The following is a 25,148-nucleotide window of genomic DNA, read 5'->3' on the forward strand; positions in this document are numbered from 1 at the left end:
CATGGTGGAGCAAACGGGCCCAGACATCAGTGACATCGGGCGCAAGGCGGGCCGGGGGGCGGTGTGGAGCCTTATCGGCACACTGGTCACCCGCGCGGGCTCGTTCATCCTCGGCCTGATCCTGGCCAGGCTCCTCGCGCCGGCGGACTTCGGCACCTATGCCGTCGCGCTCGCGGCCACCCAGTTCGTCATGGTGATCAAGGACGTCGGCGTCATGTCGGCCGTCGTGCAGTGGCGTGGGCGGCTGGAGGACATCGCGCCCACGGCCACGACCCTGACGATGATCTCCGCGCTGGGCCTGTACGGGATCTTCTGGACGGGCGCGCCGTACTTCTCGATGCTGGCGGGCAGCGAGGAGGCCACGCCCGTGGTGCGGATCCTCACCGCGGTCATCCTCGTCGAGGCGGTCACGGCGGTGCGCAGCGCGGCCCTGTTGCGCTGGTTCCGTACGGGCAAGAACGCCAAGGCGGTCCTCGCGGGCTTCCTGGTCAACGCGCCGGTGGCGATCATCCTGGCGGTCAACGGGGCGGGGGCGTACAGCTTCGCCTGGGGGCAGCTCGCGGGGGCCGTGGTCACCGGCGTCTTCATGCTGATCTACGCGCGGCTGCCCTACCGGTTCGGGTTCGACCGGCAGATCGCGGCCCGGCTGCTGAGGTTCGGCATCCCCTCGGCGGCGGGGATCGCGCTGGAGGTCATGCTGCTCAACGTGGGCTACATCATCGTCGGCAACATCATGGGCGACGAGTGGCTGGGCTTCTACCTGATGGCGTTCAACGTCTCGAGCTGGGTGCCCGGCATCATCGGCAGCGCCATCCGCATGGTGTCGATCGCCGGCTTCTCCCGGCTGGCCGAGCGTGACGAGGAGTCCCTGTCGCTCGGCGTCCAGAGAACCGTGCCGCTGCTCATCGCCATGGTGCTGCCGCTGGCCGTCTTCATGGCGGTGCTCGCGCACTCATTGATCATCTTCATCTACGGCCCGGAGTGGGAGCAGGCCGCCGGCGTGCTGCGGTTCCTGGCGGTCCTGATGGTGGTGCGCATGCTCACCGCCTTCGCCCTCGACATCCTGAACGGTCAGGGTGCCACCCGCTCGACGGTCTGGATGAACCTCGGGCACGCGGCGGCGATGATCCCGGCGGTCATCGTCGGCACGAATCTCGACGGCATCCGGGGCGCCGCGATCGGGCAGGCGGTCGCGGCGGTGGTGGTCGCCCTTCCGCTCGCCATGCTCGCCGTGCAGCGGGCCGGGGTACGGCTCGCGCCGGTCCTGCCCGGTCTCGTCCGGCCGGCAGTCGGTGCGCTGATCTGCGCGGGCGTCATGCTGGGCCTCGCGATGCTGACCCAGGGGAGCTTCTTCATCCAGCTCGTCGTGGCGGGTGGAGGCGGCCTGCTGGCGTACGTGCTGGTCGTGGTGACCCGCGACCAGTTCCACATTGTGAGCGATCGCCTGGTGCGGCTGCTTCCCGCCCGCGCGCGATGACCTCGAGGAGAAGCGATGCTGGTGTCCATCGGAATTCCGGTCCGCAACGGTGCGGACCGCCTGGAGGCGGCCGTGCGATCGGCGCTCGCCCAGGATCACACCGAGCTCGAGGTGGTGATCTCGGACAACGCCTCCACCGACGACACAGAGGAGCTCTGCCGCGAGCTGGCGAGGCAGGACAGCCGGATCGCCTACTACCGGCAGCCACGCGATCTGCACGTGGTCGGGAACTTCGTGGAGGTGCTCCGGCGCGCTCGGGGAGAGTTCTTCCGCTGGATGGGCGACGACGACCTCCTCGAACCGGGCTACGTCTCCCGGACCCTGGAGCCCTTCCTGGCCGACGAGCGGCTCATCCTGGTCACCTCGGACGTCAGGTACACCGGGGCGGACGGGACGGTCCATGAGCCGCGCTACCGCGGCACCCGGATGCTCTCCGACGATCCCATCGACCGCCTGGACGAGTTGTGGGACGTGGTCACCACCCAGCACCACGGACTCGATCCCCTCTACGGCCTGATGCGGCGGGAGCGGGTGACCGCCGTGCCGCGACCGCTGATGATCCGTGAGGACGAGGTCTACGCGACCATGCTCGCGCTGACCGCGCCCTGGGGTCACGTGCCGGAGGTGCTCGCACACCGCAACCTGCGCGAGCGGCGCCTGTCAGGGATCGCCGCGGCGCTCGGCGTCCCGGCCTGGACCGCGCATTTCGCCACCACGCTGCAGTTCCGGGCGATGCATCGGGCCCTGGGCATCACGGAACTGTCGGCGGGGCAACGCAGCCGCGCCAACGCCGTGCTGCTGCGTACCTATTGGCGCCGGCAGCAGCAGATGCTGGCGCACCGCAGCCGCAAACTCGCCGGGTTGGCCACCCGACTCGTCTCCTCGAAAGGGTGATCTCCCCGTGTTGATTCGCATCGTGCGGCTGCTCATGCAGCCGGGCCGGATCCTGCTGGCCATCATGCGGCGACTGCCGTTCGGCTCGTACGAGCTGCGCTGCGCGCTCGACCTCTACCCGAGGCCGCACTACGCGTACGGCGTGCAGCAGGCGGCCGAACTGGCCAGGCGCCTCGGCGTCGGCCGGATCAGCGTGGTCGAGTTCGGCGTCGCGGGCGGCGCGGGCATGGTCGAGCTCAACCGCATGGCGGCGCTGGCGACGGCCGCCTCGGGCGTGAAGATCGACGTCTACGGCTTCGACACCGGTGCCGGGCTGCCCAAACCCACCGACTACCGGGACCTGCCCTACATCTGGCGCGAAGGCGACTTCGTCATGGACGTCGTCGCCCTCCGGGCTCGTCTGGGAACGGCGAGTCTGATCCTGGGGAACATCGAGGACACCGTGGGCGAGTTCCTCGACAACGAGCGGCCGGCGCCGATCGGGTTCGTCTCCATAGACGTGGACTTCTACTCCTCGACCGCGGCGGCGCTGAGGCTGTTCAGGGGCGACCACAAGTACTTCCTGCCCCGCGTGTTCTGCTACCTCGACGACACCGTCGGCGACGACGACCAGATCATCCACAACGACTATGTCGGCGAGCTCAGCGCGATCCGGGAGTTCAACCAGGACAACAAGCTGATGAAGCTGGCCCCGATCAACGGTCTGCGGCACAAGCGCGCGGTTCCCGCCCCCTGGAACGACAACATCCAGGCGCTGCACCGCTTCGATCACCCGGACTACTCGGTCTACGTGGGCAGGCCGGACACAGAGACACAGCTCCCCCTGTAATTCCCCTGTAACGAACCAGTGGGCTACGGCGAGAGAAGGTAAAAGAACGACGCGAGGGGGAATATCTCGCTATGTCCGTTATATTAGCCAATAGCCGAATTAACGATGATGTTCGGCGTCAAAAGATCTTCCTGGGGGACGTCTTCCTCTACTCCGCGACGCCCGCCTCGACCAAGTTGATCGAGTTCGCCCGCGAGTTGATCGAGGAGGCGTTCGAGGGCCGCGACCCCCAGACCGCCCAGCACGAGATGCCGGTCGAGGAGTTCGCCGCGCTGCTCGCGGACCTCAAGCCGCGCTTCATCCACCACCCCACCAGCAAGAAGATCATCGCCGCGCTGCTGGACGAGCTGGGCATGGCGCTGGACAAGACCTACTTCGACGTGCCGAGGTTGCGTACCTCCACCGCCGATCACTACCTCGACTCCGGCATCTCCTACGCCTACCACGCGCACCGCGACTGCTGGTACGCCGCGCCGTTCTGCCAGGTCAACTGGTGGATGCCCGTCTACGAGGTGGTCCCGGAGAACGTCTTCGCCCTGCACCCGCAGTACTTCGACCGCCCCGTACGCAACGGCAGCGGCCGCTACGACTACGCGGAATGGACCGCTGTAAGCCGGCCCACCGCCGCGCGGCACATCTACAGCGACACCCGGGAGCAGCCCAAGCCGGAGGAGGCGCTCGACCTCGAGACCGAGCTCCGGCTGGTGCCGGAGCCGGGTGGCATGATGCTCTTCTCCGGGGCGCACCTGCACTCCACCGTCGCCAACACCTCCGGCAGGACCCGCTTCAGCATCGACTTCCGCACCGTCCACATCGACGACGTCCGGTCCCGCGCGGCGGCGCCCAACGTGGACGCCACCTGTCGTGGCACCACCCTGCGTGACTTCTACCGCGCCGACGACCTGACGCGCATCCCGGAGGAGCTCGCAGCGGAATACGAGGCTGAAGCGCTGGCCAAGCTCACCTGACCAACCGCGCACGTACGGCGTCGCGTAGGCCCTTCCAGCTCCGGTGCCGTTGGAAGGGCAGTTCGAAGACCGAGGCGAACAACCACGCAGCCCCCACGCTCACCGGCACCGCCAGGGCGAGCGTGAGGAGGAACGCCGGCATGCCGCGTGGCACGTGCGGGGCTACGACGAGCCGGTTCACCATGACGACGAGCGGCGAGTGGATCAGGTAGAGGCTGTAGGAGAAGGAGCCCAGCCGCCGCAGTGGACCGGTGTCGAGCAGCCGTACGAGCCACACCGGCTTGCCCGTCGCCACACCGGTCAGCAACAACCCGGCGGCCGGGCCGACCGCCAGATCAACCCAGAAGAAGTTCGCGACCACCCATTCCGGCCCGGCCACCACGATCATCAGGAGCACCGGGACCGCGGCGGCCGCCGCGAACCAGTGCCAGGCCCGGCGGCTCGTACGCTCCTGCGCGCGCACGATGCCGGCGCAGACCGCGCCCATGGCGAAGAGCGCGGCGAACTGGGGAGTCAGCCGCATCAGCAGATCCACGGCCGGTACGGAAGGCGCCAGCGCGCCCACCGCCACGACGATCAAGGTAACGATGCCGAGCATCACCGCCGCGCCCATCTTGCGCAGGACCAGCAGCATCAGCGGGAACACCAGGTAGAGCTGCGCCTCGACGGCGATCGACCACAGAGCCCCGTTGGGGCTGGGGGAGCCGAAGACGTCCTGCAGAAGCAGCCCGTAGATGAGGGCCGACTGCCCGGTGGGCGTCTGCTGCCCGGGCTGCGGGATGACCGTCCACGCGATCACCAGGCTGAACAGCAGCGCCGCCCAGTACGGCGGCAGGATGCGCCAGGCGCGGCGGTTGAAGAACGTGGGGATGCCACCCAGCCGCCAGCCGGACCGGGCGGGTGAGACCGCCAGCGAGAAGCCGGACAGGACGATGAACACCACGACCGCGAAATGGCCGTAGAGCAGCCATCCCGTCCACCCGGGCGCGTCGTTGACCGGAAATCCGGGAAAGGACAGCAACCAGCAATGGTGAAGGACGACGAACAACGCGGCCAGGCCCCGTAAGCCGTCGAGTCCGGCGAGCCTTTCCCGCGTTGCCGGACGCTCTACTGTCAGCCCCACTGGAAACCCCCGTCGCCGTAGTCGTTGGTCTATCGCTCCGACTTCGGGCGATGTAACCGTTCTGTGGGGATGTAACGTCTGCCCGTGGTTGGGCGATGGTCCGCTATAGGGCAAGCATTGCTGATGCGGGGGAACGTACCAAAATGGAGTTCTGGAAGGCGTTTCTTGGTCTTCTCCGACGAAAATTCATTGGCCCGCCGCTGATCCTTCTCTCGATCTTGGTGGGTGTTGTGGTGTACGCCGTCATCCCGGCGCACTACACGACCGACGTCTCCCTCGTTCTGGCCACGCCGGTCAACGGAGGCACCGTCTCCACCGACAAGACCAAGCAAGGGCTCACCAACCCCTTCCTCTCCTTCAACGACGCGCTCAAGACCGGGGCCAGCATCGTCATCCTGGCGATGAACACACAGGACGTCTGGACGCAGCTCGGCGCGCCCAAGAACGGCCCGACGGAGATCACGATCGACGACGGGCGCACCAACCCCAACGTCCTGGACATCAACGGGCCCTACATCTACATCAGGGTCCAGAGCGAGTCTCCGCGGCAGGCCTTGGCCGTGCTCATGGCGGCACGCCAGCGCGTGGCTACCGAGTTGTTCAAATGGCAGAAGACGCTCGGCGCTCCGGCGAACACCTTCATCACCTCCACCGACATCGTGCCGCCGTCCACACCCGAGGCCGACTACAGCGTGAACTGGCAGGGAGCGATCGGCGGCGCCGTACTCTGCCTGTTCCTGGGCCTCGGCATCGCCTACGGCGTGGTGGTCAGGCGCGCGCCCAAGCCGCTGCAGCGGCCGGAACCCTCAGCTCCCGTGGCAGCACCCTCGGCGCCGGTGGAAGCGCCGGTCGGCGAACCAGTCGAGTTACCGGAACTCGACGATGACAGCTCCGCCACCATGGAGTTCCCCGCCTACCGGGGGGAGCCCCTGTCTCCCGTGCCCGGGCCCAGGAAGGCGAACCAGGACGACGGCGAGGGATGAGGCCCGCCATGGACTTCTGGGCGACGGCGACAGTTCTGTTCAAGCGTTGGTACGTGACGATTCCGGCCTTCCTGCTCACGGTCGTAGGAGCCGTCGGCGTGTTCGCCGTGGCGCCCAAGACCTTCATCTCCAGCTCGGCGCTCGTTCTCACCCTGCCGGTCACCGGCGGCAGCGTGCCGAGCGACCCCAAGTTCCCCAACCCGCGGACCAACCCCCTGGTCTCCTTCGACCAGGGGCTGAGCATGACCTCGTCGATCCTCATCCAGGCGCTGAACACCCCTCAGATCGCCGCCAAGGTCGGCGCGCCGATCGGTGGCGACGTCACACTCAAGATCACCAGCGGCGGGACCAACCCCGAGATGATGCCGGCGACCCCCTTCATCGTCATCACCTGCGAGGCGCCGAGCGCTGAGCTGGCCCATGGCATCGTCGTGAAGGTCACCGCGCTGGCCCAGCAGGAGCTTCGTGACCGGCAGCAGCAGGTCAAGGCGCCGCCCACCACCTACGTGGGCGCCACCGTCGTGGTGCCGCCCACCCAACCCGACGAGAAGAAGGGCAGCCGGATGCGCGCCGCGGTGGTCACCGGGGCGCTGGCGTTCTTCATGAGCCTGTTCGCCGCCTTCGCAGCCGAGAGCTTCGCCCGCCATCGCCGGGCGCGCCGCCCGGCCATGGGTGAGCCCATGCGGCTCGAGCCGGTCACCAGCAACGGAACGCGGTCACTGGCTGGACTCGAAGGATGAGCGCGACCGTCCTCCCGCGCCGCGCCGACGGCGCCACGTTGGTCTGCTTGTTCGTCCTGTTCCTGCTGATCCTCCCGGCCCGCCTGGCGGTGGCCGGGCTTCCGCTGTCGCTCACGCCCGCCGAGATCATGGCTCTGGCGCTGGGCGTGGTGTGGGTGTGCGCGCAGATGATCAGCACGACGGGGGTGGCCAAGGGCGGCAATCCGGTCCGCACCTCGATCTTCGTGTACGGCATGCTCCTGCTGGCCGTCTACGGGTACACGACCTACCTGTACCTGCCCTCCGACGAGCTCAACCTCGCCGACCACACGTTCGTGCTCTACCTGGGTTACGTGAGCCTGCTGCTGGTGGCCTGCGACGGGATCGGCAGTCGCGAGCGCCTCGACTTCGTGCTCAAGGCGGTCGTGATCGGTGGCACGTTCGCGGCGATCGTCGCCCTGCTGCAGTTCAGGTTCGACTTCGACCTCACCAAGTACATGCAGATCCCCGGGCTCCGCCACTCCTCCGTCGAGGAGGTGCCGACCGTGATCTCCCGATCGGACCTGCGCCGCGTCGCCGGCACGCTCGGGCACCCGATCGAGTTCGGCGCGGTGTCGGCGATGCTGTTGCCTCTGGCCGCGCATCTCGGCTTCCAGGCGCGCAGCCGCGGTCAGGCCGCGACCCGCTGGTGGATCTGCGCCGTCATCATCGCGGCCGGCCTCATGTTCTCGGTCTCCAGGACCGCCGTGCTCGGCCTGGCGGGGGCGGGGCTGATACTCCTGATCGGCTGGTCCAACCGGCGCCGGATCGTCACCATCGGCGCGTTCGTGGTGTTCCTGGGGTTCATGAAGGTCCTGGCGCCGGGCCTGCTTGGCACGTTCTACAACCTGTTCGCCGGCGCCGGCGAGGACAGCAGCATCATCTACCGAACCCACGACTACCCCTTCGCGATGCGGGAGGTCGTCAAGAGCCCGATCTTCGGCCGTGGGCTCGGCACCTGGTATCCCTTCAAGCATCAGGTGTTCGACAACCAGTACCTGCTGTCACTGGTCGAGACCGGGGTGGTCGGCGTGCTGGGCTTCGTCGGCGTGATCGTGTGCGGGATCGTCGTCGCCCTCTGGGTTCGCCGGCTGAGCACCGACCCGAACGTACGCAACCTGGGGCTGACCATCGCCGCCTGCCTGGTGATCCCGCTGCTGGGTGCGGCCACCTTCGACCTGCTCTCCTTCCCCGGCATCACCAGCGTGATGTTCCTGCTCGTCGGCGCGGCCGGGGCGCTGCTGCGGTTCGAGCGCGGAGATCAGGCGAACAAGCTGCTCCTGAGCTCCTTCCAGGAGCCCGCCGACCGGTCGCGCTCGCTGATCGCGGCGACCGGCAACGGCCAGGGCAGCGCGAGGTCGGGATCGTCGTAGCGGACGGCCAGGTCCTCGGCGGGGTCGTGCTCCCTGTCGATGCGGTAGCAGACATCGGCATGCTCGGTCAGCGCCTGGTAGCCGTGCAGGATCCCCGGCGGCACGTAGAGGTTCGCGAACCACACATCGTCGAGCCGGATGGTGATGTGGGAGCCGAACGTCGGTGAGGCCGGCCGCGCGTCCACCAGGATGTCGAGTACGGCGCCGTGCGCCGCCCGCACCAGCTTGGCCTCGCCGCGGCCCGAGCGGCCGTGCATCCCCCTGATCGTGCCCAGGCGCGAGCGTGACTGGCTGTCCTGGACGAACGCGGTGTGGTCCAGCCCGTGCTCCGCGGCGACCGCGGCGTCGAAGGTCCTGGTGAAGAAGCCTCGATCGTCGTGGCTCGGCGTCGGCACGAACAGCAGCACGCCCTCCAGCGCCAGATGCTCGACTCTCATGGTGTTCCTCTCATCCAGGTAGGGTCCGCAGCCGGCGGGAGGGTCTGAGCAGGGCCACGACCGACGCCCTGGCCGTGCGGCGGCCCGCGGCGGCCCGCATCGCCTCGCCGAGCAGAACGGCGAGATAGAAGCCCGCAGTCGCGATCCTGCCCCTGCGCCGCCGGAACAGCCGCACGCGGTTGACGGTGAGCAGCGCGGCCAGCATCGGGCTGGTCTTCGCCTCGCCGCCGATGTGCTCGACGACCGCGGCGGGTTCGTACCAGAGCGTCCAGCCCTCGTCCGCGGCCCGCAGCGCGTACTCGGTCTCTTCGCTGTAAAGCAGGAAGGACTCGTCCCACGGGCCGACTTCGGTGAGCGCCGCGGCTGAGATGAGCATGGCGGCTCCGGTGGCCCAGTCCGCGGGGCCCGGCCGCTCGTAGTGGCCGGGATCGACGATCATCTCGCCCAGCGTGCCGATGCGGCCCGCCAGACGCCCGCCGATCAGCGCCTCGGCCAGCGCACGGCGTACGGCCGGCACGCGACGGAGCGAGTGATGGAGCACGCCATCGGTGCTGACCAGCCGGGGGACGGCGATGCCGGTGCCCGGACGGTCGAGGGCCTTGCTCAGCGCGGCCAGCGAACCGGGGCGAAGGCGGCAGTCGGGGTTCATCACGAAGATCGCATCGAGCTCATGGAGGTCGAGCGCCGCGATCGCGGCGTTGACCCCAGCCGCGTAACCGGCGTTCCTGCCCACTTGCACGGGATGGACGGGCAGGCCGGTGGCCTGTTCCGCCAGGCGGAGCGAGTCGTCCTTGGAGGCGTTGTCCACCACGACGACGGCGCTCAGCCGTACCCCCTCAGCGCCCTCAGGCAGAGAGGCCAGGCAACCGCCGAGGACCGGCGCGCTGTTGTAGGTCACGATCACGATCGCAACTCGGGGAGGGCCGGACGTCACATGTCGCCATCGCGGCCCGGCAATGGATCGTTACAAGTAACAGATGACACAGCTGGGGCGATGAGGGGGTAGGGGCCGGTGTCGTAGAGACGGAGACACATTTCATGCAGGATCTGCAGGCTTTCACCTTTCGCCGGGATGAGCTGTTCCCGCTGGCGGACAAGTATTCCGAGCAGTTCCGTACGGCCTCGCCGTTCCGTCACGTGGTCATCGACGACTTCCTGCCACCCCACGTGCTGGAGCCCGTGCTCGAGGAGTTCCCCGAGCCGCGCGATGCCACCTGGCAGCGGTTCGACACCGCGCGCGAGGTGAAGCTGGCGCTGGCCGATCCCGAGCGCATGGGACCGGCCACCAGGCACCTGCTGGCGGAGTTCAACAGCGGTGTGTTCGTCGAGTTCCTCGAGCGGCTGACCGGCATCACGCAACTGGTCTCCGACCCGCACTTCGAAGGCGGAGGCCTGCACCAGATCCGGCCGGGTGGCTTCCTCAAGGTGCACGCCGACTTCAACAAGAGCCGGAAGCTCAACCTCGACCGCCGGCTCAACGGCCTGCTCTACCTCAACAAGGACTGGGAAGAGAGCTACGGCGGGCACTTGCAGCTGTGGAACAAGGACATGACCGAGTGCGAGGGCAAGATCCTCCCGGTCTTCAACCGGTTCGTGCTGTTCGCCACGACCGATGACGCCAACCACGGGCACCCGGACCCCCTCACCTGTCCGCAGGACCGGGCACGGCGCTCGATGGCGCTCTACTACTACTCCAACGGCAGGCCCGACGACGAGGTCACCGCCGACCACACCACGCTGTTCAAGCAGCGGCCCGGTGAGGCGTGGAAGAGCAACCTCCGCCAGGTCGCCAAGCGCTGGACGCCCCCCGCGCTGGCCGACCTCGTCGGCGGCCGGAAGACCAAGGGCGAGTGAGGTCGTACGCCGGAGGCTGGTGTCTCGGCGTGGGCCTGATCATGCTGCTGAGCGGGTGCCAGAGTTCCGGCGCCCAGGAGAAGCCGGTCGTCTCCCAGCAGCCCGCCACGGCTGCGTCCCAGCCCGGCTCTCCACCGCCGTCGAAGCCGCCCGCCTGGCCCGGTCCTGACAACACGGGTGTGCCCAAGGACCTGGAACTGCGCAAGTCCGGGCCCATGCGGGTGACCAAGAGCGGCACGGTCATCGACGGCGTCGAGGTGACCGGCTACATCACGGTCGAGGCCGACAACGTGACCATCCGCAACACCCGAGTCCGGGGAACCAAGGGCTGGTGGGGGATCCTCCAGCGCGAGGGCTTCACGGGGCTCAAGGTCGAGGACAGTGAGATCTTCGGCAACGGCAGGCAGCGCACCCAGTTCGGCATCCTCAACCAGGGCAAGATGATCAACGTGCGCCGGGTCGACATCCACACGATCTCCAACGGGATCCTGACCCAGCAGGGTGTGGTCGAGGACTCCTACGTGCACGACCCGAAGTACTACTCCGGCGACCACACCGACATGATCATGTCGACCGGGCCGCCCGCCGCCGGCACCGAGCTGATCATCCGGCACAACACGGTGATCAACACGCTCGACCAGACGGGTGCGATCGCGCTGTTCCAGGACTTCGGGGTGGTCAAGGACGTGACGGTGGAGGGCAACCTGCTGGCCGGGGGTGGCTGGTCGCTGTACGCGGGTGCCGGGGTCAAGGGCAAGTCGTCGAATATCAAGGTGATCGACAACGTCTTCAGCCGCAGGGTGTGGTCCAAGGGGGGATCTGCGGGGCCGGTTTCTTATTGGGATAATGACGGGCCCGGAAACCTGTGGCGGGGTAACACCTGGGAAGACGGTGGGACGGTAACACCGGGCTGACAACCATTTGTCGATTTTTTCGGTGATAGCTGAGAAAGTCGGGCTTCTTGTGAATTGAGGGGAAAGCGAGTCCTTTTCGTTAAAAACCCCTCTTGGTGCTTCCGGCATGGTTACTCTCTCCCCTTGGGGGACTCGGCGTGGCCATGATCGGAAGGAGTCGCCTGTGTCAAGGCATCGAAGGCGTAAGAGGCGGATCGGGTGGTTATCCCTGGCCGGCGTCTCCGCAGTGGCGGTGCTGGCCGGCGGATACGGCATTGTCGCCTCTGACATGCTGGAGCCTCGGGCGGTCCTGACGGACGCGAGCGGGGCGAGAGTCGCGGCTTCACCGCACGCCGCGGGTGGCCAGCGTTCCCGGCCACGTCCCACCACCGACAAACCCCAGCCTGGGAAGGTCCGGACCAAGGGTCCGTGGTGGTGGCCCAGACGGCCTACCAAGAAGCCGACCTCGCGGCCGACGCGCAGACCGACCCGTACGGCGACGCCGATCGCGAGCCCCTCCGCGACTCCGACCGAGACGTCCACGAAGACGCCGACCATGCCGCCCACCGCGACGCCGACGACCACGCGCACCGCGACGCCGACGACCACGCGCACCGCGACGCCGACGACCACGCCCAGCGTGACGCCGACGACGACGCCCAGCGTGACGCCGACCGTGACGCCTACGAAGACGCCGACCGCGACTCCGACGAGGAGCCCGTCTGAGACTCCTACGAAGACGCCTACCGAGACTTCGACGGCGACCCCCACGAAGACGCCCACCGAGACCCCGACGCCGACGCCTACCAAGACGTCCACGACTGCCCCGCCGCCGAGCGGTGGCTGGCCCGGAACCGGTAACACCGGCGTTCCCGCCGGCACCGAGCTGGTCAAGAAGACCGGCTCGATCGTCATCAAGGAAGACGGCAAGGTCATCGACGGCTGGGACATCACCGGCGACATCACGGTCGAGGCCGACAATGTGACCATCCGTAACACCCGAGTGCGCGGGCAGACCGACTATTGGGGCATCCTCCAGCGCGAGGGCTTCTCGGGCCTCAAGGTCGAGGACAGCGAGATCTTCGGCAACGGCAAGCAGCGCACCCAGTTCGGCATCCTCAACCAGGGGAAGATGATCACCGTACGCCGCGTGGACATCCACACGATCTCCAACGGCATCCTCACCGACCAGGGACTGGTCGAGGACTCCTATGTGCACGACCCGAAGTACTACTCCGGGGACCACACCGACATGATCATGTCAACCGGCACCGCCGCCGCCGGTACCTCGCTGATCATCCGGCACAACACCGTGATCAACACGCTCGACCAGACGGGCGCGATCGCCCTCTTCCAGGACTTCGGCGTGACCCGCAACGTCACCGTGGAGGGCAACCTGCTGGCCGGTGGCGGCTGGTCGCTCTACGCGGGCGCCGGCACGAAGGGGCTGTCGTCGAATATCAAGGTGATCGACAACGTCTTCAGCCGGAGGGTGTGGCCGAAGGGTGGCTCCGCCGGCCCGGTGTCGTACTGGGACTCCGACGGGCCGGGCAACGTCTGGCGAGGCAACACCTGGGAGAGCGGCGGCGCGAGCGTGCCGGCCTCGGACTAGCTGCGGATCGCGATGACCGACTTCACCAGCCCGGCGAGCCGTTCGAAGCGGATCTGGGATTTGGGGAAGTAGTGTCGCATCTCGGTCACGCTGAGCAGCTCGACCTCCATGGCGATCATGCGGGCGGCGTCCCGGTCGGAGGTCGGGGTGTGGACGAGTGGCCAGCGGCGCAGGATCGTCGTCCGTGCGGCGAGCGGCAGGAACTGGAACCCCGGGAACAGGAAGTGCGGCTCGACCGGGAAGTAGCGGTAGGGCGTCTGCACCCAGTGCCGTTCGGCCAGCTCGTGCACGGTGTCGGCGAACTGCTGCCGGCGCTGGTGCCCGCCGACATGTTCGATCACCGCGTTGGAGAACACCAGGTCGTACTGCGTGCCACGGATCGCGGGCGGCAGGTCGCAGGCGTCGGCGACATCGGCTCGCAGCCACGTCGGCAGGTCGGTGGGCGGCTGCTCGAGGTTGACGATGTGTACGTGCGCCGGCCTCACCGGAGCGCGCATCCAGGCCCCTGCCGTACCGCCGAGGTCGAGGACGTTCATCTGGTCGAGGTCCGGGAACCGGCCGGCGAACCACTGCCACCTTCGCGCCCGTGCCTTGGCTCCCAGTGAGTCCGGAGCGTCCACGAAACGACTGCGCAGGGCATTCAGACGGCTCATAAAGGGGCTCCTCCGGCCAGATAAGTACCCCTATGCTCCCAGAATTCTGCCTACGCGGCTAAGCGTGCGATTCTTTGTGACATTCTTGCGATCGATACCAATCGACAGTTCGGCGCAACCCCTCGTCCAATTCCGTGACAGGACGCCAGCCGAGCCGGTCCGCGGCAGGCGCGATGTCGCCCACCTGCATAATATCGTGCGGGCGATCGGGGGCCGTTCCGAATTCGGGTGGCGTGCTCGCACCGATGATCCGATAAAGCCTCTCGACGATCCCATGGGCCGGGGTCTTGAGACCCGTCCCGATATCGAGAGTGTGTCCGGTCGCCTTGTCCGACTCTCCCGCCAGGACGAACGCGTCGACGACATCGTCGACGTAGATCCAGTCGGCGAGCTTGGTGGCCCTGGTAAGCCGGGGACGCCGGCCCTGCAGGAGGCAGAGCGTCACGTAGGGCACGAGCTTGGTGATGTCGGGCTGGGCCGGCCCGTAGACCATGCTGGGGCGCAGCACGGTGACGGGCAGATCCCAGAGCCGATGGTAGAGCTGCGCATAGCCGGTGGCGGCCCACTTGGACATCGCGTAGGCCGACGACGGCGGGGCCTGGTCGTTGCCCGGGCGCGGCTCCTCGATGGAGCCGGTGAAGACGGTCTTGACGCCGCATTCGTGGGCGGCGGCCAGCACGTTGACCCCGCCTATGACGTTGCTCTCCAGGGTGGCGCGGAGGACCTCATCACCTCTCGAACCAGTGACTTCGCCGGCGAGGTGGAAGAGGAGGCTGGGCCGTACCGACCGGAAAAGCCGGGTCGTCGCGCCGGCGTCGTTGAGATGCGCCACGTGCCAGATCTCGCCGTGACGAGCCTGCTGGGGGCGGCGGCTGACGGCGTGCACCTGAGCGCCGAGCGCTCGTAAGCGCGTCACCAGATGCGAGCCGATGAATCCGGCCGCCCCTGTCACCAGCACCACGGTCTCCGGCCAATACGACATCGTGGATTGACCTCCGCGTTGAATGGTCGCGCTCACTTGGCCCTCGCTGGTCACGCGAGCTACCGCTCTCGGGCCTGAACGTTCGCCGCTCCGTGGTGGATGGAGCCGTTCGGGCCGACGGCTCCATCTAATCATCAACTAGCCGATACGCCAGGTGTCTCCACCCATGAGCAGCTCGCTCAGGTCGCCGGGACCCTTCTGGGCGACGGCCTCCTCGAGCTGCTCGGCCATCAGCACGTCGTACGCCGGCCGGTCGACCTGGCGGAAGATCCCGATCGGCACGTGCTCGAACGCCGGCTCGTCGAGCCTGCTGAGCGCGAAGGCCACCGACGGGTCGGGGTTGTGCGCGTCGTGCACGAGGATCTGGTCCTCGCTCACGCTGTCACGCGCCACGACCTCGATGCCGCCGTTCGCCGCACGCACGACGGCCTTGGAGGCGCTCACGATCGGCTGGTCGTGCTCCAGGCGCAGCGTGATGTCGTCGCGGACGCCGGGGTCCTTGAGCTGCTCGAACGCGTTGTCGTTGAAGATGTTGCAGTTTTGGTAGATCTCCACCAGCGACGTGCCGCGGTGCGCGGTGGCCTCGCGCAGCACCGACTGCAGGTGCTTGCGGTCGGAGTCGATGGTGCGGGCCACGAACGACGCCTCGGCGCCGATGGCCAGCGAGATCGGGTTGAACGGCTTGTCCAGCGACCCCATCGGCGTCGACTTGGTGATCTTGCCGACCTCGGAGGTGGGAGAGTACTGGCCCTTGGTCAGCCCGTAGATCCTGTTGTTGAACAGCAGGATGTTCAGGTTGACGTTGCGCCGCAGCGCGTGGATCAGGTGGTTGCCGCCGATCGACAGCGCGTCGCCGTCACCGGTGATCACCCACACGCTCAGGTCGGGCCGGGAGGCGGCCAGCCCCGTCGCGATGGCGGGCGCGCGACCGTGGATCGAGTGGAACCCGTACGTGTTGAGGTAGTACGGGAACCGCGACGAGCAGCCGATGCCCGAGACGAACACGATGTTCTCGCGCTTGAGCCCCAGCTCCGGCAGGAAACTCTGCACCGCCGCCAGGATCGCGTAGTCGCCGCAGCCCGGGCACCAGCGCACTTCCTGGTCGGACTTGAAGTCCTTCAGGCTCTGCTTCACGTCGGTCTTGGGAACGAGCGACAGGCCCTTCCCGTTCAGGAGCTCAGTCATTGTCGATCACGTCCTGGATGACTCCGGCCAGCTCCTCCGCCTTGAACGGGAGCCCGCGCACACGGTTGTAGCTGATCACGTCGACGAGGTAGCGGGCCCGCAGCAGCAGGGCGAGCTGGCCGAGGTTGATCTCGGGCAGCAGCACCCTGTCGTAGCGCTTGAGTACCTCGCCGGTGTTGGCGGGGAGCGGGTTGAGGTGGCGCAGGTGGGCCTGGGCGACCTTGCCGCCGCTCTTCCTGATCCGCCGGACGGCCGCGGCGATCGGCCCGTACGTCGAACCCCACCCGATGACCAGCACGTTCGCGTCGCCGTCCGGGTCGTCGACCTCCAGCGGGGGAACGTCGATCCCGGCGATCTTGGCGGCTCGCGTGCGGACCATCAGGTCGTGGTTGTTCGGGTCGTAGGAGATGTTGCCGGTGCCGTCGGCCTTCTCGATGCCGCCGATGCGGTGCTCGAGGCCCGGCGTGCCGGGGATGGCCCAGGGGCGGGCGAGCGTCTCGGTGTCGCGCTTGAACGGCAGGAACTCGCCGTCGGCGCCGTTCGGGGCGCTGGTGAAAGGCTGCGAAATATCCGGCAAGTCGGAAACTTCAGGCAGTCGCCAGGGCTCCGAGCCGTTGGCCAGGTAACCATCCGAGAGCAGCATGACCGGAGTGCGGTACTTGATGGCGATCCTGGCGGCCTCGACGGCAGCGTCGAAGCAGTCGCTCGGCGACATCGGCGCCACGATCGGCACCGGCGACTCGCCGTTGCGGCCGAACATGGCCATCAGCAGGTCGGTCTGCTCGGTCTTGGTGGGCATGCCGGTGCTCGGCCCGGCCCGCTGCACGTCCACGATGATCAGCGGCAGCTCGGTGGTGACCGCGAGGCCGACCGTCTCGGCCTTCAGCGCCACGCCGGGGCCGGAGGTGGTGGTCACGCCCAGCGCACCGCCGAACGCGGCCCCGAGCGCCGCGCCGACGCCGGCGATCTCGTCCTCGGCCTGGAAGGTGCGGATGCCGAACCGCTTGTGCTTGCTCAGCTCGTGCAGGATGTCGCTGGCCGGGGTGATCGGGTACGAGCCCAGGAACAGCGGCAGCTTGGACTGCACGCTGGCGGCGATCAGACCGTACGCCAAGGCCTGATTGCCGGAAATATTGCGATAGACGCCGGGGGCGAGCCTGGCGGGCTTGACCTCGTACGAGACGGAGAAGGACTCGGTGGTCTCGCCGTAGTTCCACCCGGCCTGGAAGGCCGCGATGTTGGCCTTGGCGATGTCGGGCTTCTTCGCGAACTTCTGCTCGAGGAAGGTGATGGTGTGCTCGGTCGGCCGGTGGTACAGCCAGCTGAGCAGGCCCAGGGCGAACATGTTCTTCGAGCGCTCGGCGTCCTTCTTGGACAGCTCGAAGCCCTCGAGAGCCTTGACGGTGAGGGAGGTCAGCGGCACCGCGTGCACGTGCCACTCGCTGAGCGACTCGTCCTCCAGCGGGTTGGCGTCGTAGCCGACCTTCTGCAGGTTGCGCTTGGTGAACTCGTCGGTGTTCGCGATGATGTCCGCGCCCCTGGGCAGGTCGCCCAGGTTGGCCTTGAGCGCCGCCGGGTTCATGGCCACGAGCACGTTCGGCGCGTCGCCGGGCGTGAGGATGTCGTGGTCGGCGAAGTGCAGCTGGAAGCTCGACACGCCGGGCAGAGTGCCTGCGGGCGCGCGGATCTCGGCGGGGAAGTTGGGGAGCGTCGACAGGTCGTTGCCGAACTCCGCCGTGCCCGCGGTAAAGCGGTCGCCGGTGAGCTGCATGCCGTCGCCGGAGTCTCCGGCGAATCTGATGATCACGCGGTCGAGCTGCTGGACCTGCTTGTTCATAGCGTCTCCTTCACCGGCGCTATGAACGAAGGTCGACTGTGCTCATTGGCGCCCTCGCTACGCTCGGTCACAGCTCAGTCCTCCTCGACGCGCCAATGCGCGTTGCCTTGGGCGCGTTCTCTGTTTCCATGCTAGATCCTCGGAAGGTCGCGCGTTTGTATCCCGCAAAGAGCGGGTAAACGCGGTCGGCGTCAGTTTGAGGCGGGAGAACGACGACACAGCCCGGACGCGAGCCTGCAGAGGTCGACATGCAGGCGGGCGAAGAGGGCGGTTCGGGTCACGAACGCCAACTATACGTCCCCCCAACACGTGTGTTACGTCAGGGGCTGCTTACCCGGCAGCTCGTTTCCCGACCTGTACAGGCGTCCGGCCTGCATCCCTGCCGAGCCGTACAACTCAGGAACGGTGACGAAGCTGTAACCCTTCCTGCGCAGCCTTTCGAGGATGTCCGGAACCGCGTCAACGGATTCCCGGTGGATGTCGTGCATGAGAATGATCGCACCTGGATGCGCCTGACGCACGGCAAGGTCCACGATGTCGCCCGCTTTCTCTTCGAGCTGATCTTTGGTGTCGACATCCCAGTTGACCAGCGAGATCCCCCTCTGGGCTGCGACGTCGCTCAGGGCCTGGCTCACGGCCCCGTACGGCGGACGCAGAAGCGTCGGTCTCTGCCCGATGGCGGCCTCGATCGCGGACTCGGTGTGCCCGACGGAGTCGATGATCTTGCTGGTCGCCTGCTTCGACAGGTCCTTGTGCGCCCAGCTGTGGTTGCCGACCAGGTGCCCTTCGGCGCTCATCCTTCTGATCAGCTCGGGTTGGGCGGCGGCATTGACGCCGACCGTGAAGAACGTGGCCCTCGCCTGGCTTTCCCGCAGAATGTCGAGCAACCTGCCGGTATATGAGCCAGGCCCGTCGTCGAACGTCAACGCCACGCACTTGGCCTTGGCGCAGTCAACGGTCCCGGCCCGGTTGCTGGCAGCCGGCGGGATGCTCGCGGACGACGGAGGCATCGTCCCCGGCGTGTACGGCGTCTCCGGCGTGCCGAGCCGCGTCCGCCCTTCCACGCTTGACTGGGCCCGCCGCCCGAACACGGACAGCAGCGGCCGTACCTGCCGCTCCGGGACCGCCACGGCCAGCCGTCCCAGCGAGCACGGCCCGATCTGGCAGTCGTCGAACTCGACCACCAGGTCTCCGCCCCGGTTGAAGGCCATCGAGTCGAACTGGTCGCCCCGCGCCGTCACTCCGTCCCGCTCGACCTGCGACCCGCGTGTCTTGAGCTGCTCCCTCACCAGCCCCGCGAGGCGGTTCAGGGCGTTCTTGCCGTCGAGCAGCCCGCTGGACTCCACGGCCTTGCCGTCACGAGGGTCGAACCAGTACGTACGGGTGGAGTTGCCCCAGCTCGCGCCCAGGAACATGCCGGTGCGCAGCCGTACCGCGATCGCCTGGGAGGATGCGGCGGCCAGCTGCCATTCCACGTTCAGCTCGGGCCGCGGGTAGGCGTAGGGGTCCGGGGTCCGTCCGCGGAATTCGCGCCACTGCTGCTCGGCCTGGGTGCGCAGGGTTTCGTTCAGCGCGGGGGCGTTCTTGAGCTCGGGGTAGCTGATGTGCACGTATCGGCCGCGGGTGGAGTGGCCCTCGGTCAGCGTTCTGGCGGACAGGCCGGCGATGGACGAGGGATCGACAAAGTCGATCATCGTCGGCTCTGCCGGGACCACGACTTTCCTCTCGGGGGAGGTGGCCAGCCCGCAGCCGGAGGCCGAGAGGACCAGCAGGGCGATTCCGGAGAAGAATCGCTTTTTGTACATGGATGTCAGGGTATGTCGGCGATCTTCCTGTTTACCTCGTCTTGGCATGATCACTCCCGAGGCTTTGACTGCGCTGGGTAACGAGGCCAAGACGCCTTTAAACTTTGACCGCTTCACGACCCCATCCCGCCCATAGCTTCCGGCTCGGGTCATGTGCTCGGGAACCCCGACTCCGCCCCAGCTTGCGGGCGTAACTCCGTGTGGGGTGTTTGCCCATGGCGGGTCGGGTTACGATCACGGCATGGACGGCTATTTCGGGTCATATGTACTCGTCGCCGCGCTACTCGCCATAGGCGTCGCCATCGTGGCCGGAGCCCTGATGGCCAACCGCCTCCTCCGCCCGACCCGTCCGACCCCGGAGAAGCTGACCACGTACGAGTGCGGGGTCGACCCGGTCGGTGAGGGCTGGGCGCAGTCGCAGGTCCGCTACTACGTCTTCACGTACCTGTACGTGGTGTTCGCGGTGGACGCCGTCTTCCTGTTCCCGTGGGCCACGGTCTTCGACGCCCCGGGCTACGGGCTGACGACGCTCGTGGAGATGTTCGTCTTCCTGGGCTTCATCGCCCTGGGCATCCTGTACGCCTGGCGCAAGCGCGTACTCACCTGGACCTAGCGTGCTTTCCTTTGCCTGACCTGCGATTCGCGTAAGAATGGACAGTATGGCAGCAACGGATCTCCCGATGCCCACGGTGGGCCCCGTCTCCAGGTTGGCGCCCAAGCCGATGCGCTTCGTGCTCAACTGGGGGAGGCGCTATTCGCTGTGGGTGTTCAACTTCGGGCTGGCCTGCTGCGCCATCGAGTTCATCGCGACCTCGACGAGCAGGCACGACTTCATCAGGTTCGGCGTGATCCCGTTCGCGAACGGCCCGCGCCAGGCCGACCTGATGATCGTCTCGGGCACGGTCACCGACAAGATGGCCCCGGCCGTGAAGCGCCTCTACGAGCAGATGCCCGACCCGAAGTACGTCATCTCGTTCGGCGCCTGCTCCAACACCGGCGGCCCGTACTGGGACTCCTATTGCGTGACCAACGGGGTTGACCAGATCATCCCGGTTGACGTCTATGTTCCTGGCTGTCCGCCCCGGCCCGAGGCTCTCCTTTACGGCATCATGAAGCTCCAGGAGAAGATCGCCGGAGAGAAGCTCAGCGACCGCTACGTGTGGTCCCGCTCTCACGCGGAGGACGCGTGAACCCCGCGGGCCCCCGGCTTTCGGAGCGGTTCGGCGGCGACCGCGCCGAGATCTCGGAGTCGTACGGCGACACCACGGTCGACGTGGCGCCCACCGACTGGACAGAGCTCCTGACCTACGTCCGGGACGACCTCGGCTACGCGTTCTTCGACTGGCTGACCGGCGTCGACGACCCACCGGACTCCTTCGTCGTCGTGGCCCACGTCTACAACCCGGCCGCCGGCGAACGCCTGCTGCTCCGCACCCGCGTCCCGCGTGAGAACCCCCACCTCCCCAGCGCGGTGGGCGTCTACCGGGGCGCGAACTGGCACGAGCGCGAGACGTACGAGATGTTCGGCGTGATCTTCGACGACCACCCCAATCTCGTGCCGCTCCTCCTGCCCGACGGCTTCGAGGGCCACCCGCTCCGCAAGGACTTCATCCTGGCCGCCCGCGTGGCCAAGGCGTGGCCCGGCGCCAAGGAGCCCGGCGAATCTGGACATGGCGCCCCGAGCCGCCGCAAGACGCTTCCACCAGGAGTCCCAGCCGACTGGGGGCCGCCCGATGCTTGAAGTGGTGCTGAGCTTCGTCGTCATCCTCATCGTGTTCCTGGTGCTGCCGCTGATCGTCGGGCAGACCGAGCACAAGGTCATGGCTCACATGCAGTCGCGGCTGGGCCCCATGTACGCGGGGCGCTTCCACGGCTGGGCGCAGCTCATCGCCGACGGGGTCAAGTTCGCGCAGAAGGAGGATGTCATCCCGGCCGCGGCCGACCGCCGCATCTTCATGATCGCCCCCGGCGTGGCACTCGTCCCGTACCTGGTCGTGCTGATCGCCATCCCCATCGACCGCGGCCTCGTCGCCGTGAACCTCGACCTCGGCCTCTTCTTCGTCCTCGCCGTCATGGGCATCGGCGTCCTGGGCTCGATCATGGCCGGCTGGGCTTCGGGCAACAAATACTCGGTGCTCGGCGGCATGCGCTCGGCCGCCCAGCTCATGTCGTACGAGCTGCCGCTCGTGCTGGCGGCCTCCTCCGTCGCGATGGCCGCGGGCACGCTGTCGATCCCCGCCATCGTGGAGGCATGGCAGTGGTGGTGGTTGCCGTGGCAGGCGGTCGGCGGCGTCGTCTTCTTCCTGGCCGGGCTGGCTGAGCTGCGCCGTCCTCCGTTCGACATGCCGATCGCCGAGTCCGAGATCATCATGGGCCCGATGACCGAGTACACAGGCATGCGCTTCGCGCTGTTCATGCTCTCCGAGTACGTCGGGATCGTGGTCCTGTCGTTCCTGACCACCGTTCTGTTCCTGGGCGGCTGGCACGGCCCGTTCCTCCCGGGCTGGCTGTGGACCCTGGTCAAGGTCTTCCTGCTGTCGTTCGTCGTGATCTGGCTGCGCGTCACGTACCCCCGGCTCCGCGAGGACCAGCTCCAGAAACTCGCCTGGGCCGTCCTGGTCCCCCTGGCCCTGGCTCAATTGGCGCTGACCGGCGTCATCAAGGTCCTCATCTAGACCCCGCGTCGCGTGTGGAAACTTTACGTTTCCCTTATTCGTCATACCTGCACAGGGGGCCTCTGGGGGGATGACCATTGAATCAACTCGTTCCATTAGCAGGCGCGACAAAAGGCGGCCGCTGCCCGCAAACCGTCCTGACGTCGGACGGCCGGACCATTACCGTCACCGACGGCGCCTCGGGCCATTCCGTACGCGTGACACCCGCCAGCCTCTACCGCTACGACTGCCATCGGCCAACCAGCGGCAAGAAGGGCGAAACCCAGATTGTCCACGGCGTGGCGGCCCTGGACGCGGACGGCCTGGTCCTGCTCGACCTGCCAGGCGACTGGTACGGCCCTGACCTGGCGCACTTCGCCCATGTGGCCGGTATCCCGCTGGTGGACGCCCGCTCCCACTTCCCGGCTCGCGTACGTGCGGTCCTGGCGGGCCGCGCCCCAGGCTGGCAGCGCGTCCGCGGCCTCCCGCCACTCTCACCGGCCAAATGGCGCAAGCCGGTGGCCATTTGCGCGGGAGTCATCGGCATAGGGCTGATGGCCTACCTGGCGTCCCTGGGAATGTGGAGCGCCTGGCGCGGCATCTCCTCAATAGGCCGATTTCTGCTGGACATTCTCGAAGCCAAATGGCTGATGGTGGTCTTCAGCCCCGCGCTGCTGGTCCTACGCCCCGTCTTCGCGAGGGTCCGCCGCTTGCAGGTAAGAAGAGGCACACTCCTGCTTTCAGCGAGCGGCTCAGCCATCAAAGGCGGCTCCTCCAACAGACTCCAGATATTCCAAGGCCTCGAACTCACGGCCACCCTGTCCATGGGCGAATCCCCGGGCGAAGCCTTCGGCCTCCTCTATCTACCGATACGAGGACCTGACCGGCCTGTTCATCCTGGACCGCCCCTGCCGTCCCCTCCACCATCTCCCGGGCCGGTGGTCCCCGGAAGCCGCACAACGCTTCGCAGAGCGTCACGACCTCTTCCTGGCCGTGCACAGCGTGTCACGCGAGGAGTACCTCAACCTCACCAAGGCCGCCGGCGAAGCCACCCCTTAACGCGTAAGAGCGTTGAAAGAGGCCGCAGGCCTGCCCGTCCCCGGTCGATCGAGGGCGGGCCGGCAGGTGATTACCGACGCCACCGGCATCCGGATGCGCGGCGCCGACCGCGAGATGTCACCCGACTTCTGCCACTGCTGGATGTGATTCCGAACGCGCGGGGCGAGCACCTGGTCCGCTCCTGGGGAGGTCCTCAGACTGCCGCCCAAGACCCCGGGACTCCGGGAACCGGTCAATGCACGATCGCCAGCATCACATCAGAAGCGGAAGGCCGATCCTCGGGACGCTTGTTCAGGCACGTCCCCATAACTCCCCGCAGCGCAGGCGGCAACGGCGATAAGTCCGGGTGAAAGGTGAGCACCCGGTTGAACACGGCAGGCACGGTGTCCTCCCCGAACGCCGGTCTCCCTGTGGCCGCGAACATGATCGTCACAGCCCAGCTGAACACATCGGAAGCCGGGCCGACGGCCTCCCCGGTCAACTGCTCAGGCGACATGTACGGCGGCGTCCCGACCATCTTCCCCGACGTCATCATCGTCACCTGATCGAGCGCCCGGGCGATCCCGAAGTCGATCACGCGAGGCCCGTCGTTCCCGATCAGTACATTGCTCGGCTTGAAATCACGATGCACGATCCCCGCCTTGTGGATGGCCGCCAGCGCCCCGGCTGTGGATAACGCCAGCCGGGTCAGACTGTCCTCGTCGCGCGGCCCGTGCTTCTTGACGAGCTGCTCCAGCGAGGGCCCCTCCACGTATTCGCTGACGATGTAGGCATGCTGCCCGGAGATGTTCACGTCGAGCACGCGGGCTGTGGAAAACGTCGCCACTCGCCGGGCCACGTCCACCTCCCGCGCGAACCTGGCCCGCGCCGTCTCATCGACGAGATCGTGCAGCACCTTGACCGCCACCCGCGCCCCATTGGGCGCGGCAGCCAGATAAACCGCCCCTTGGCCCCCGCGCCCGAGCGACTGGAGCACCCGATAATGCCCGATCCACTCAGGCTCCCCGGGACGCCGCTGATGAGATCCGCGCTCTCCAGAAGGCCGCCGGTAGGACTCGGACTCTCCGGGCCGCCGCAGATAGGACTCGGGCTGCCCGGCCCGCCGCGGATGGGACGCAGGCTCTCCGGGCCGCCGCTGGTAGGACTCGAACTGCCGATGACGCTGCTGATTGGGCGCCGTGGTCCGCTGGTGCAGATCCATGTGCGGCTGGTGCGTCGGCCCCCCGAGAGACGCCCAACGCCGCGCCCGCGCCATGGCGCGCACCAGGATTCCCGAGTGAATGACCCCGCCGAACCAGCTGACCAACAGCCCGAACGAGGCCAGCCCGGACAGCGGCTGAGGAATATCCTCGAAGGTGTCGTACGCCAGCACCGCGATCACGAACGACCCGATGCAGACCAGATAAGCGGAAGCCGCGAAGACCTGCCAGATGCTCCGCAGCCAGAACGCCGCGAACCCGATCGTGAACGGGGTCGCCAGCCCGCATGTGAACAAGGGCAGACAGGCCCACACGACGGCGGCCGCCCACGCCCCGCCACCGGGACGGACCTGATGGCTCTGCTGCATGGCCGAGAGACTATCGCCCCGCCACGGTTCATACCGGGCATGCGCACAGCTTGTGGATAACCTCCCGCTAACCTGTGGATGACTGTGGAAAAACTGGGGACAACGCCCCCACTCGTTCACCTGCGAGGCGAGTTGGGTCATGATGTTGAACATGGCGCGGATACCGGGAGTCGGACTGGCAAAGGGGCTATCCATCACCCTTCGC

At 67.4% G+C, this 25,148-nt stretch carries 25 protein-coding genes; 15 read left to right on the plus strand and 10 right to left on the minus strand.

The genetic code is table 11. The annotated features are described in order from the left end of the window. Position 1 precedes the first annotated feature (1 nt). From ACQPWU_RS03195 to ACQPWU_RS03210, 4 genes are all read left to right on the plus strand, one after another. Complete coding sequence (locus tag ACQPWU_RS03195; RefSeq protein ID WP_433436818.1) at positions 2-1,477, plus strand: oligosaccharide flippase family protein; 1,476 nt, start codon at positions 2-4, stop codon at positions 1,475-1,477. Positions 1,478-1,492: 15 nt separating this feature from the next. After that, complete coding sequence (locus ACQPWU_RS03200) at positions 1,493-2,371, plus strand: glycosyltransferase family 2 protein (RefSeq protein WP_433436819.1); 879 nt, start codon at positions 1,493-1,495, stop codon at positions 2,369-2,371. Between the two features lie 7 nt (positions 2,372-2,378). Further along, positions 2,379-3,200: a hypothetical protein gene (locus tag ACQPWU_RS03205; RefSeq protein ID WP_433436820.1), complete on the plus strand. Its 822-nt coding sequence runs from the start codon at positions 2,379-2,381 to the stop codon at positions 3,198-3,200. Between the two features lie 176 nt (positions 3,201-3,376). Continuing rightward, positions 3,377-4,168, plus strand: a complete 792-nt coding sequence (locus ACQPWU_RS03210; RefSeq protein ID WP_433436821.1) for a hypothetical protein — start codon at positions 3,377-3,379, stop codon at positions 4,166-4,168. Here the strand turns inward: ACQPWU_RS03210 and ACQPWU_RS03215 are convergent. Continuing rightward, the gene (locus ACQPWU_RS03215) at positions 4,161-5,291 is read right to left on the minus strand and encodes an acyltransferase family protein (RefSeq protein ID WP_433436822.1); all 1,131 of its coding nucleotides are present in this window, start codon (positions 5,289-5,291) and stop codon (positions 4,161-4,163) included. The two genes, ACQPWU_RS03210 and ACQPWU_RS03215, sit on opposite strands and share 8 nt — an antisense overlap. A 218-nt stretch (positions 5,292-5,509) precedes the next feature. Here ACQPWU_RS03215 and ACQPWU_RS03220 point away from each other — a divergent pair, with 218 nt between their 5' ends. The 3 genes from ACQPWU_RS03220 to ACQPWU_RS03230 are packed head-to-tail and all read left to right on the plus strand — an operon-like array spanning position 5,510 to position 8,405. Then, positions 5,510-6,274, plus strand: a complete 765-nt coding sequence (locus ACQPWU_RS03220) for a hypothetical protein (protein WP_433436823.1) — start codon at positions 5,510-5,512, stop codon at positions 6,272-6,274. 53 nt (positions 6,275-6,327) lie between these two features. Continuing rightward, entirely contained in the window at positions 6,328-7,014 is a 687-nt protein-coding gene (locus ACQPWU_RS03225) for a hypothetical protein (RefSeq protein ID WP_433436824.1), read from the plus strand. After that, complete coding sequence (locus ACQPWU_RS03230) at positions 7,011-8,405, plus strand: O-antigen ligase family protein (protein WP_433436825.1); 1,395 nt, start codon at positions 7,011-7,013, stop codon at positions 8,403-8,405. The genes ACQPWU_RS03225 and ACQPWU_RS03230 overlap by 4 nt, the downstream gene beginning before the upstream one ends. Here the strand turns inward: ACQPWU_RS03230 and ACQPWU_RS03235 are convergent. Then, on the minus strand, positions 8,294-8,842 hold the full coding sequence (locus tag ACQPWU_RS03235; RefSeq protein ID WP_433436826.1) for a dTDP-4-dehydrorhamnose 3,5-epimerase family protein: 549 nt from the start codon (positions 8,840-8,842) through the stop codon (positions 8,294-8,296). The two genes, ACQPWU_RS03230 and ACQPWU_RS03235, sit on opposite strands and share 112 nt — an antisense overlap. Before the next feature lie 10 nt (positions 8,843-8,852). Beyond that, positions 8,853-9,776 (minus strand): glycosyltransferase family 2 protein, encoded by a 924-nt coding sequence (locus ACQPWU_RS03240; protein ID WP_433436827.1) that lies wholly within the window; start codon positions 9,774-9,776, stop codon positions 8,853-8,855. Positions 9,777-9,880: 104 nt separating this feature from the next. Between ACQPWU_RS03240 and ACQPWU_RS03245 the strand changes: the two genes are divergently transcribed. The 4 genes from ACQPWU_RS03245 to ACQPWU_RS03260 all read left to right on the plus strand — a co-directional run bounded on the left by ACQPWU_RS03245 (position 9,881) and on the right by ACQPWU_RS03260 (position 13,201). Then, the gene (locus ACQPWU_RS03245) at positions 9,881-10,696 is read left to right on the plus strand and encodes a 2OG-Fe(II) oxygenase (RefSeq protein WP_433436828.1); all 816 of its coding nucleotides are present in this window, start codon (positions 9,881-9,883) and stop codon (positions 10,694-10,696) included. Between the two features lie 29 nt (positions 10,697-10,725). Next, entirely contained in the window at positions 10,726-11,610 is an 885-nt protein-coding gene (locus tag ACQPWU_RS03250; protein WP_433436829.1) for a hypothetical protein, read from the plus strand. Between the two features lie 408 nt (positions 11,611-12,018). Beyond that, entirely contained in the window at positions 12,019-12,315 is a 297-nt protein-coding gene (locus tag ACQPWU_RS03255) for a hypothetical protein (RefSeq protein ID WP_433436830.1), read from the plus strand. Beyond that, positions 12,266-13,201, plus strand: a complete 936-nt coding sequence (locus tag ACQPWU_RS03260) for a hypothetical protein (protein ID WP_433436831.1) — start codon at positions 12,266-12,268, stop codon at positions 13,199-13,201. Before ACQPWU_RS03255 ends, ACQPWU_RS03260 begins: the two co-directional genes overlap by 50 nt. On the opposite strand, the gene ACQPWU_RS03265 is transcribed toward ACQPWU_RS03260, so the two are convergent. The 6 genes from ACQPWU_RS03265 to ACQPWU_RS03290 form a co-directional block, all read right to left on the minus strand. Next, positions 13,198-13,854 carry a hypothetical protein gene (locus ACQPWU_RS03265; protein ID WP_433436832.1) on the minus strand — a complete coding sequence of 219 codons (657 nt, stop codon included), beginning with the start codon at positions 13,852-13,854 and terminating at the stop codon, positions 13,198-13,200. The two genes, ACQPWU_RS03260 and ACQPWU_RS03265, sit on opposite strands and share 4 nt — an antisense overlap. A 58-nt stretch (positions 13,855-13,912) precedes the next feature. After that, complete coding sequence (locus tag ACQPWU_RS03270) at positions 13,913-14,872, minus strand: NAD-dependent epimerase/dehydratase family protein (RefSeq protein ID WP_433436833.1); 960 nt, start codon at positions 14,870-14,872, stop codon at positions 13,913-13,915. Positions 14,873-14,974: 102 nt separating this feature from the next. Further along, positions 14,975-16,021 carry a 2-oxoacid:ferredoxin oxidoreductase subunit beta gene (locus tag ACQPWU_RS03275; RefSeq protein ID WP_433436834.1) on the minus strand — a complete coding sequence of 349 codons (1,047 nt, stop codon included), beginning with the start codon at positions 16,019-16,021 and terminating at the stop codon, positions 14,975-14,977. Beyond that, positions 16,014-17,858, minus strand: a complete 1,845-nt coding sequence (locus tag ACQPWU_RS03280; protein WP_433436835.1) for a 2-oxoacid:acceptor oxidoreductase subunit alpha — start codon at positions 17,856-17,858, stop codon at positions 16,014-16,016. Before ACQPWU_RS03280 ends, ACQPWU_RS03275 begins: the two co-directional genes overlap by 8 nt. Before the next feature lie 191 nt (positions 17,859-18,049). Then, positions 18,050-18,139, minus strand: coding sequence for a putative leader peptide (locus tag ACQPWU_RS03285; RefSeq protein ID WP_360687077.1), 90 nt, complete (start codon positions 18,137-18,139; stop codon positions 18,050-18,052). Between the two features lie 33 nt (positions 18,140-18,172). Then, positions 18,173-19,663 (minus strand): polysaccharide deacetylase family protein, encoded by a 1,491-nt coding sequence (locus ACQPWU_RS03290; protein ID WP_433436836.1) that lies wholly within the window; start codon positions 19,661-19,663, stop codon positions 18,173-18,175. A gap of 241 nt (positions 19,664-19,904) precedes the next feature. Here ACQPWU_RS03290 and ACQPWU_RS03295 point away from each other — a divergent pair, with 241 nt between their 5' ends. The 4 genes from ACQPWU_RS03295 to nuoH are packed head-to-tail and all read left to right on the plus strand — an operon-like array spanning position 19,905 to position 22,338. Next, positions 19,905-20,276, plus strand: coding sequence for an NADH-quinone oxidoreductase subunit A (locus ACQPWU_RS03295; protein ID WP_344998413.1), 372 nt, complete (start codon positions 19,905-19,907; stop codon positions 20,274-20,276). A gap of 46 nt (positions 20,277-20,322) precedes the next feature. Then, positions 20,323-20,853 (plus strand): NADH-quinone oxidoreductase subunit B, encoded by a 531-nt coding sequence (locus ACQPWU_RS03300; protein WP_425567235.1) that lies wholly within the window; start codon positions 20,323-20,325, stop codon positions 20,851-20,853. Next, complete coding sequence (locus ACQPWU_RS03305) at positions 20,850-21,404, plus strand: NADH-quinone oxidoreductase subunit C (protein ID WP_433436837.1); 555 nt, start codon at positions 20,850-20,852, stop codon at positions 21,402-21,404. Before ACQPWU_RS03300 ends, ACQPWU_RS03305 begins: the two co-directional genes overlap by 4 nt. Continuing rightward, a complete protein-coding gene (gene nuoH, locus ACQPWU_RS03310) occupies positions 21,397-22,338 on the plus strand; it encodes an NADH-quinone oxidoreductase subunit NuoH (RefSeq protein ID WP_433436838.1) in 942 nt (313 codons plus the stop codon). Before ACQPWU_RS03305 ends, nuoH begins: the two co-directional genes overlap by 8 nt. Before the next feature lie 1,270 nt (positions 22,339-23,608). Here the strand turns inward: nuoH and ACQPWU_RS03315 are convergent. Further along, complete coding sequence (locus ACQPWU_RS03315; RefSeq protein WP_433436839.1) at positions 23,609-25,096, minus strand: serine/threonine-protein kinase; 1,488 nt, start codon at positions 25,094-25,096, stop codon at positions 23,609-23,611. Positions 25,097-25,148 lie beyond the last annotated feature (52 nt).

This window comes from Nonomuraea sp. CA-141351, assembly GCF_050944675.1.
In the GTDB taxonomy this organism is placed as follows: Bacteria; Actinomycetota; Actinomycetes; order Streptosporangiales; family Streptosporangiaceae; genus Nonomuraea.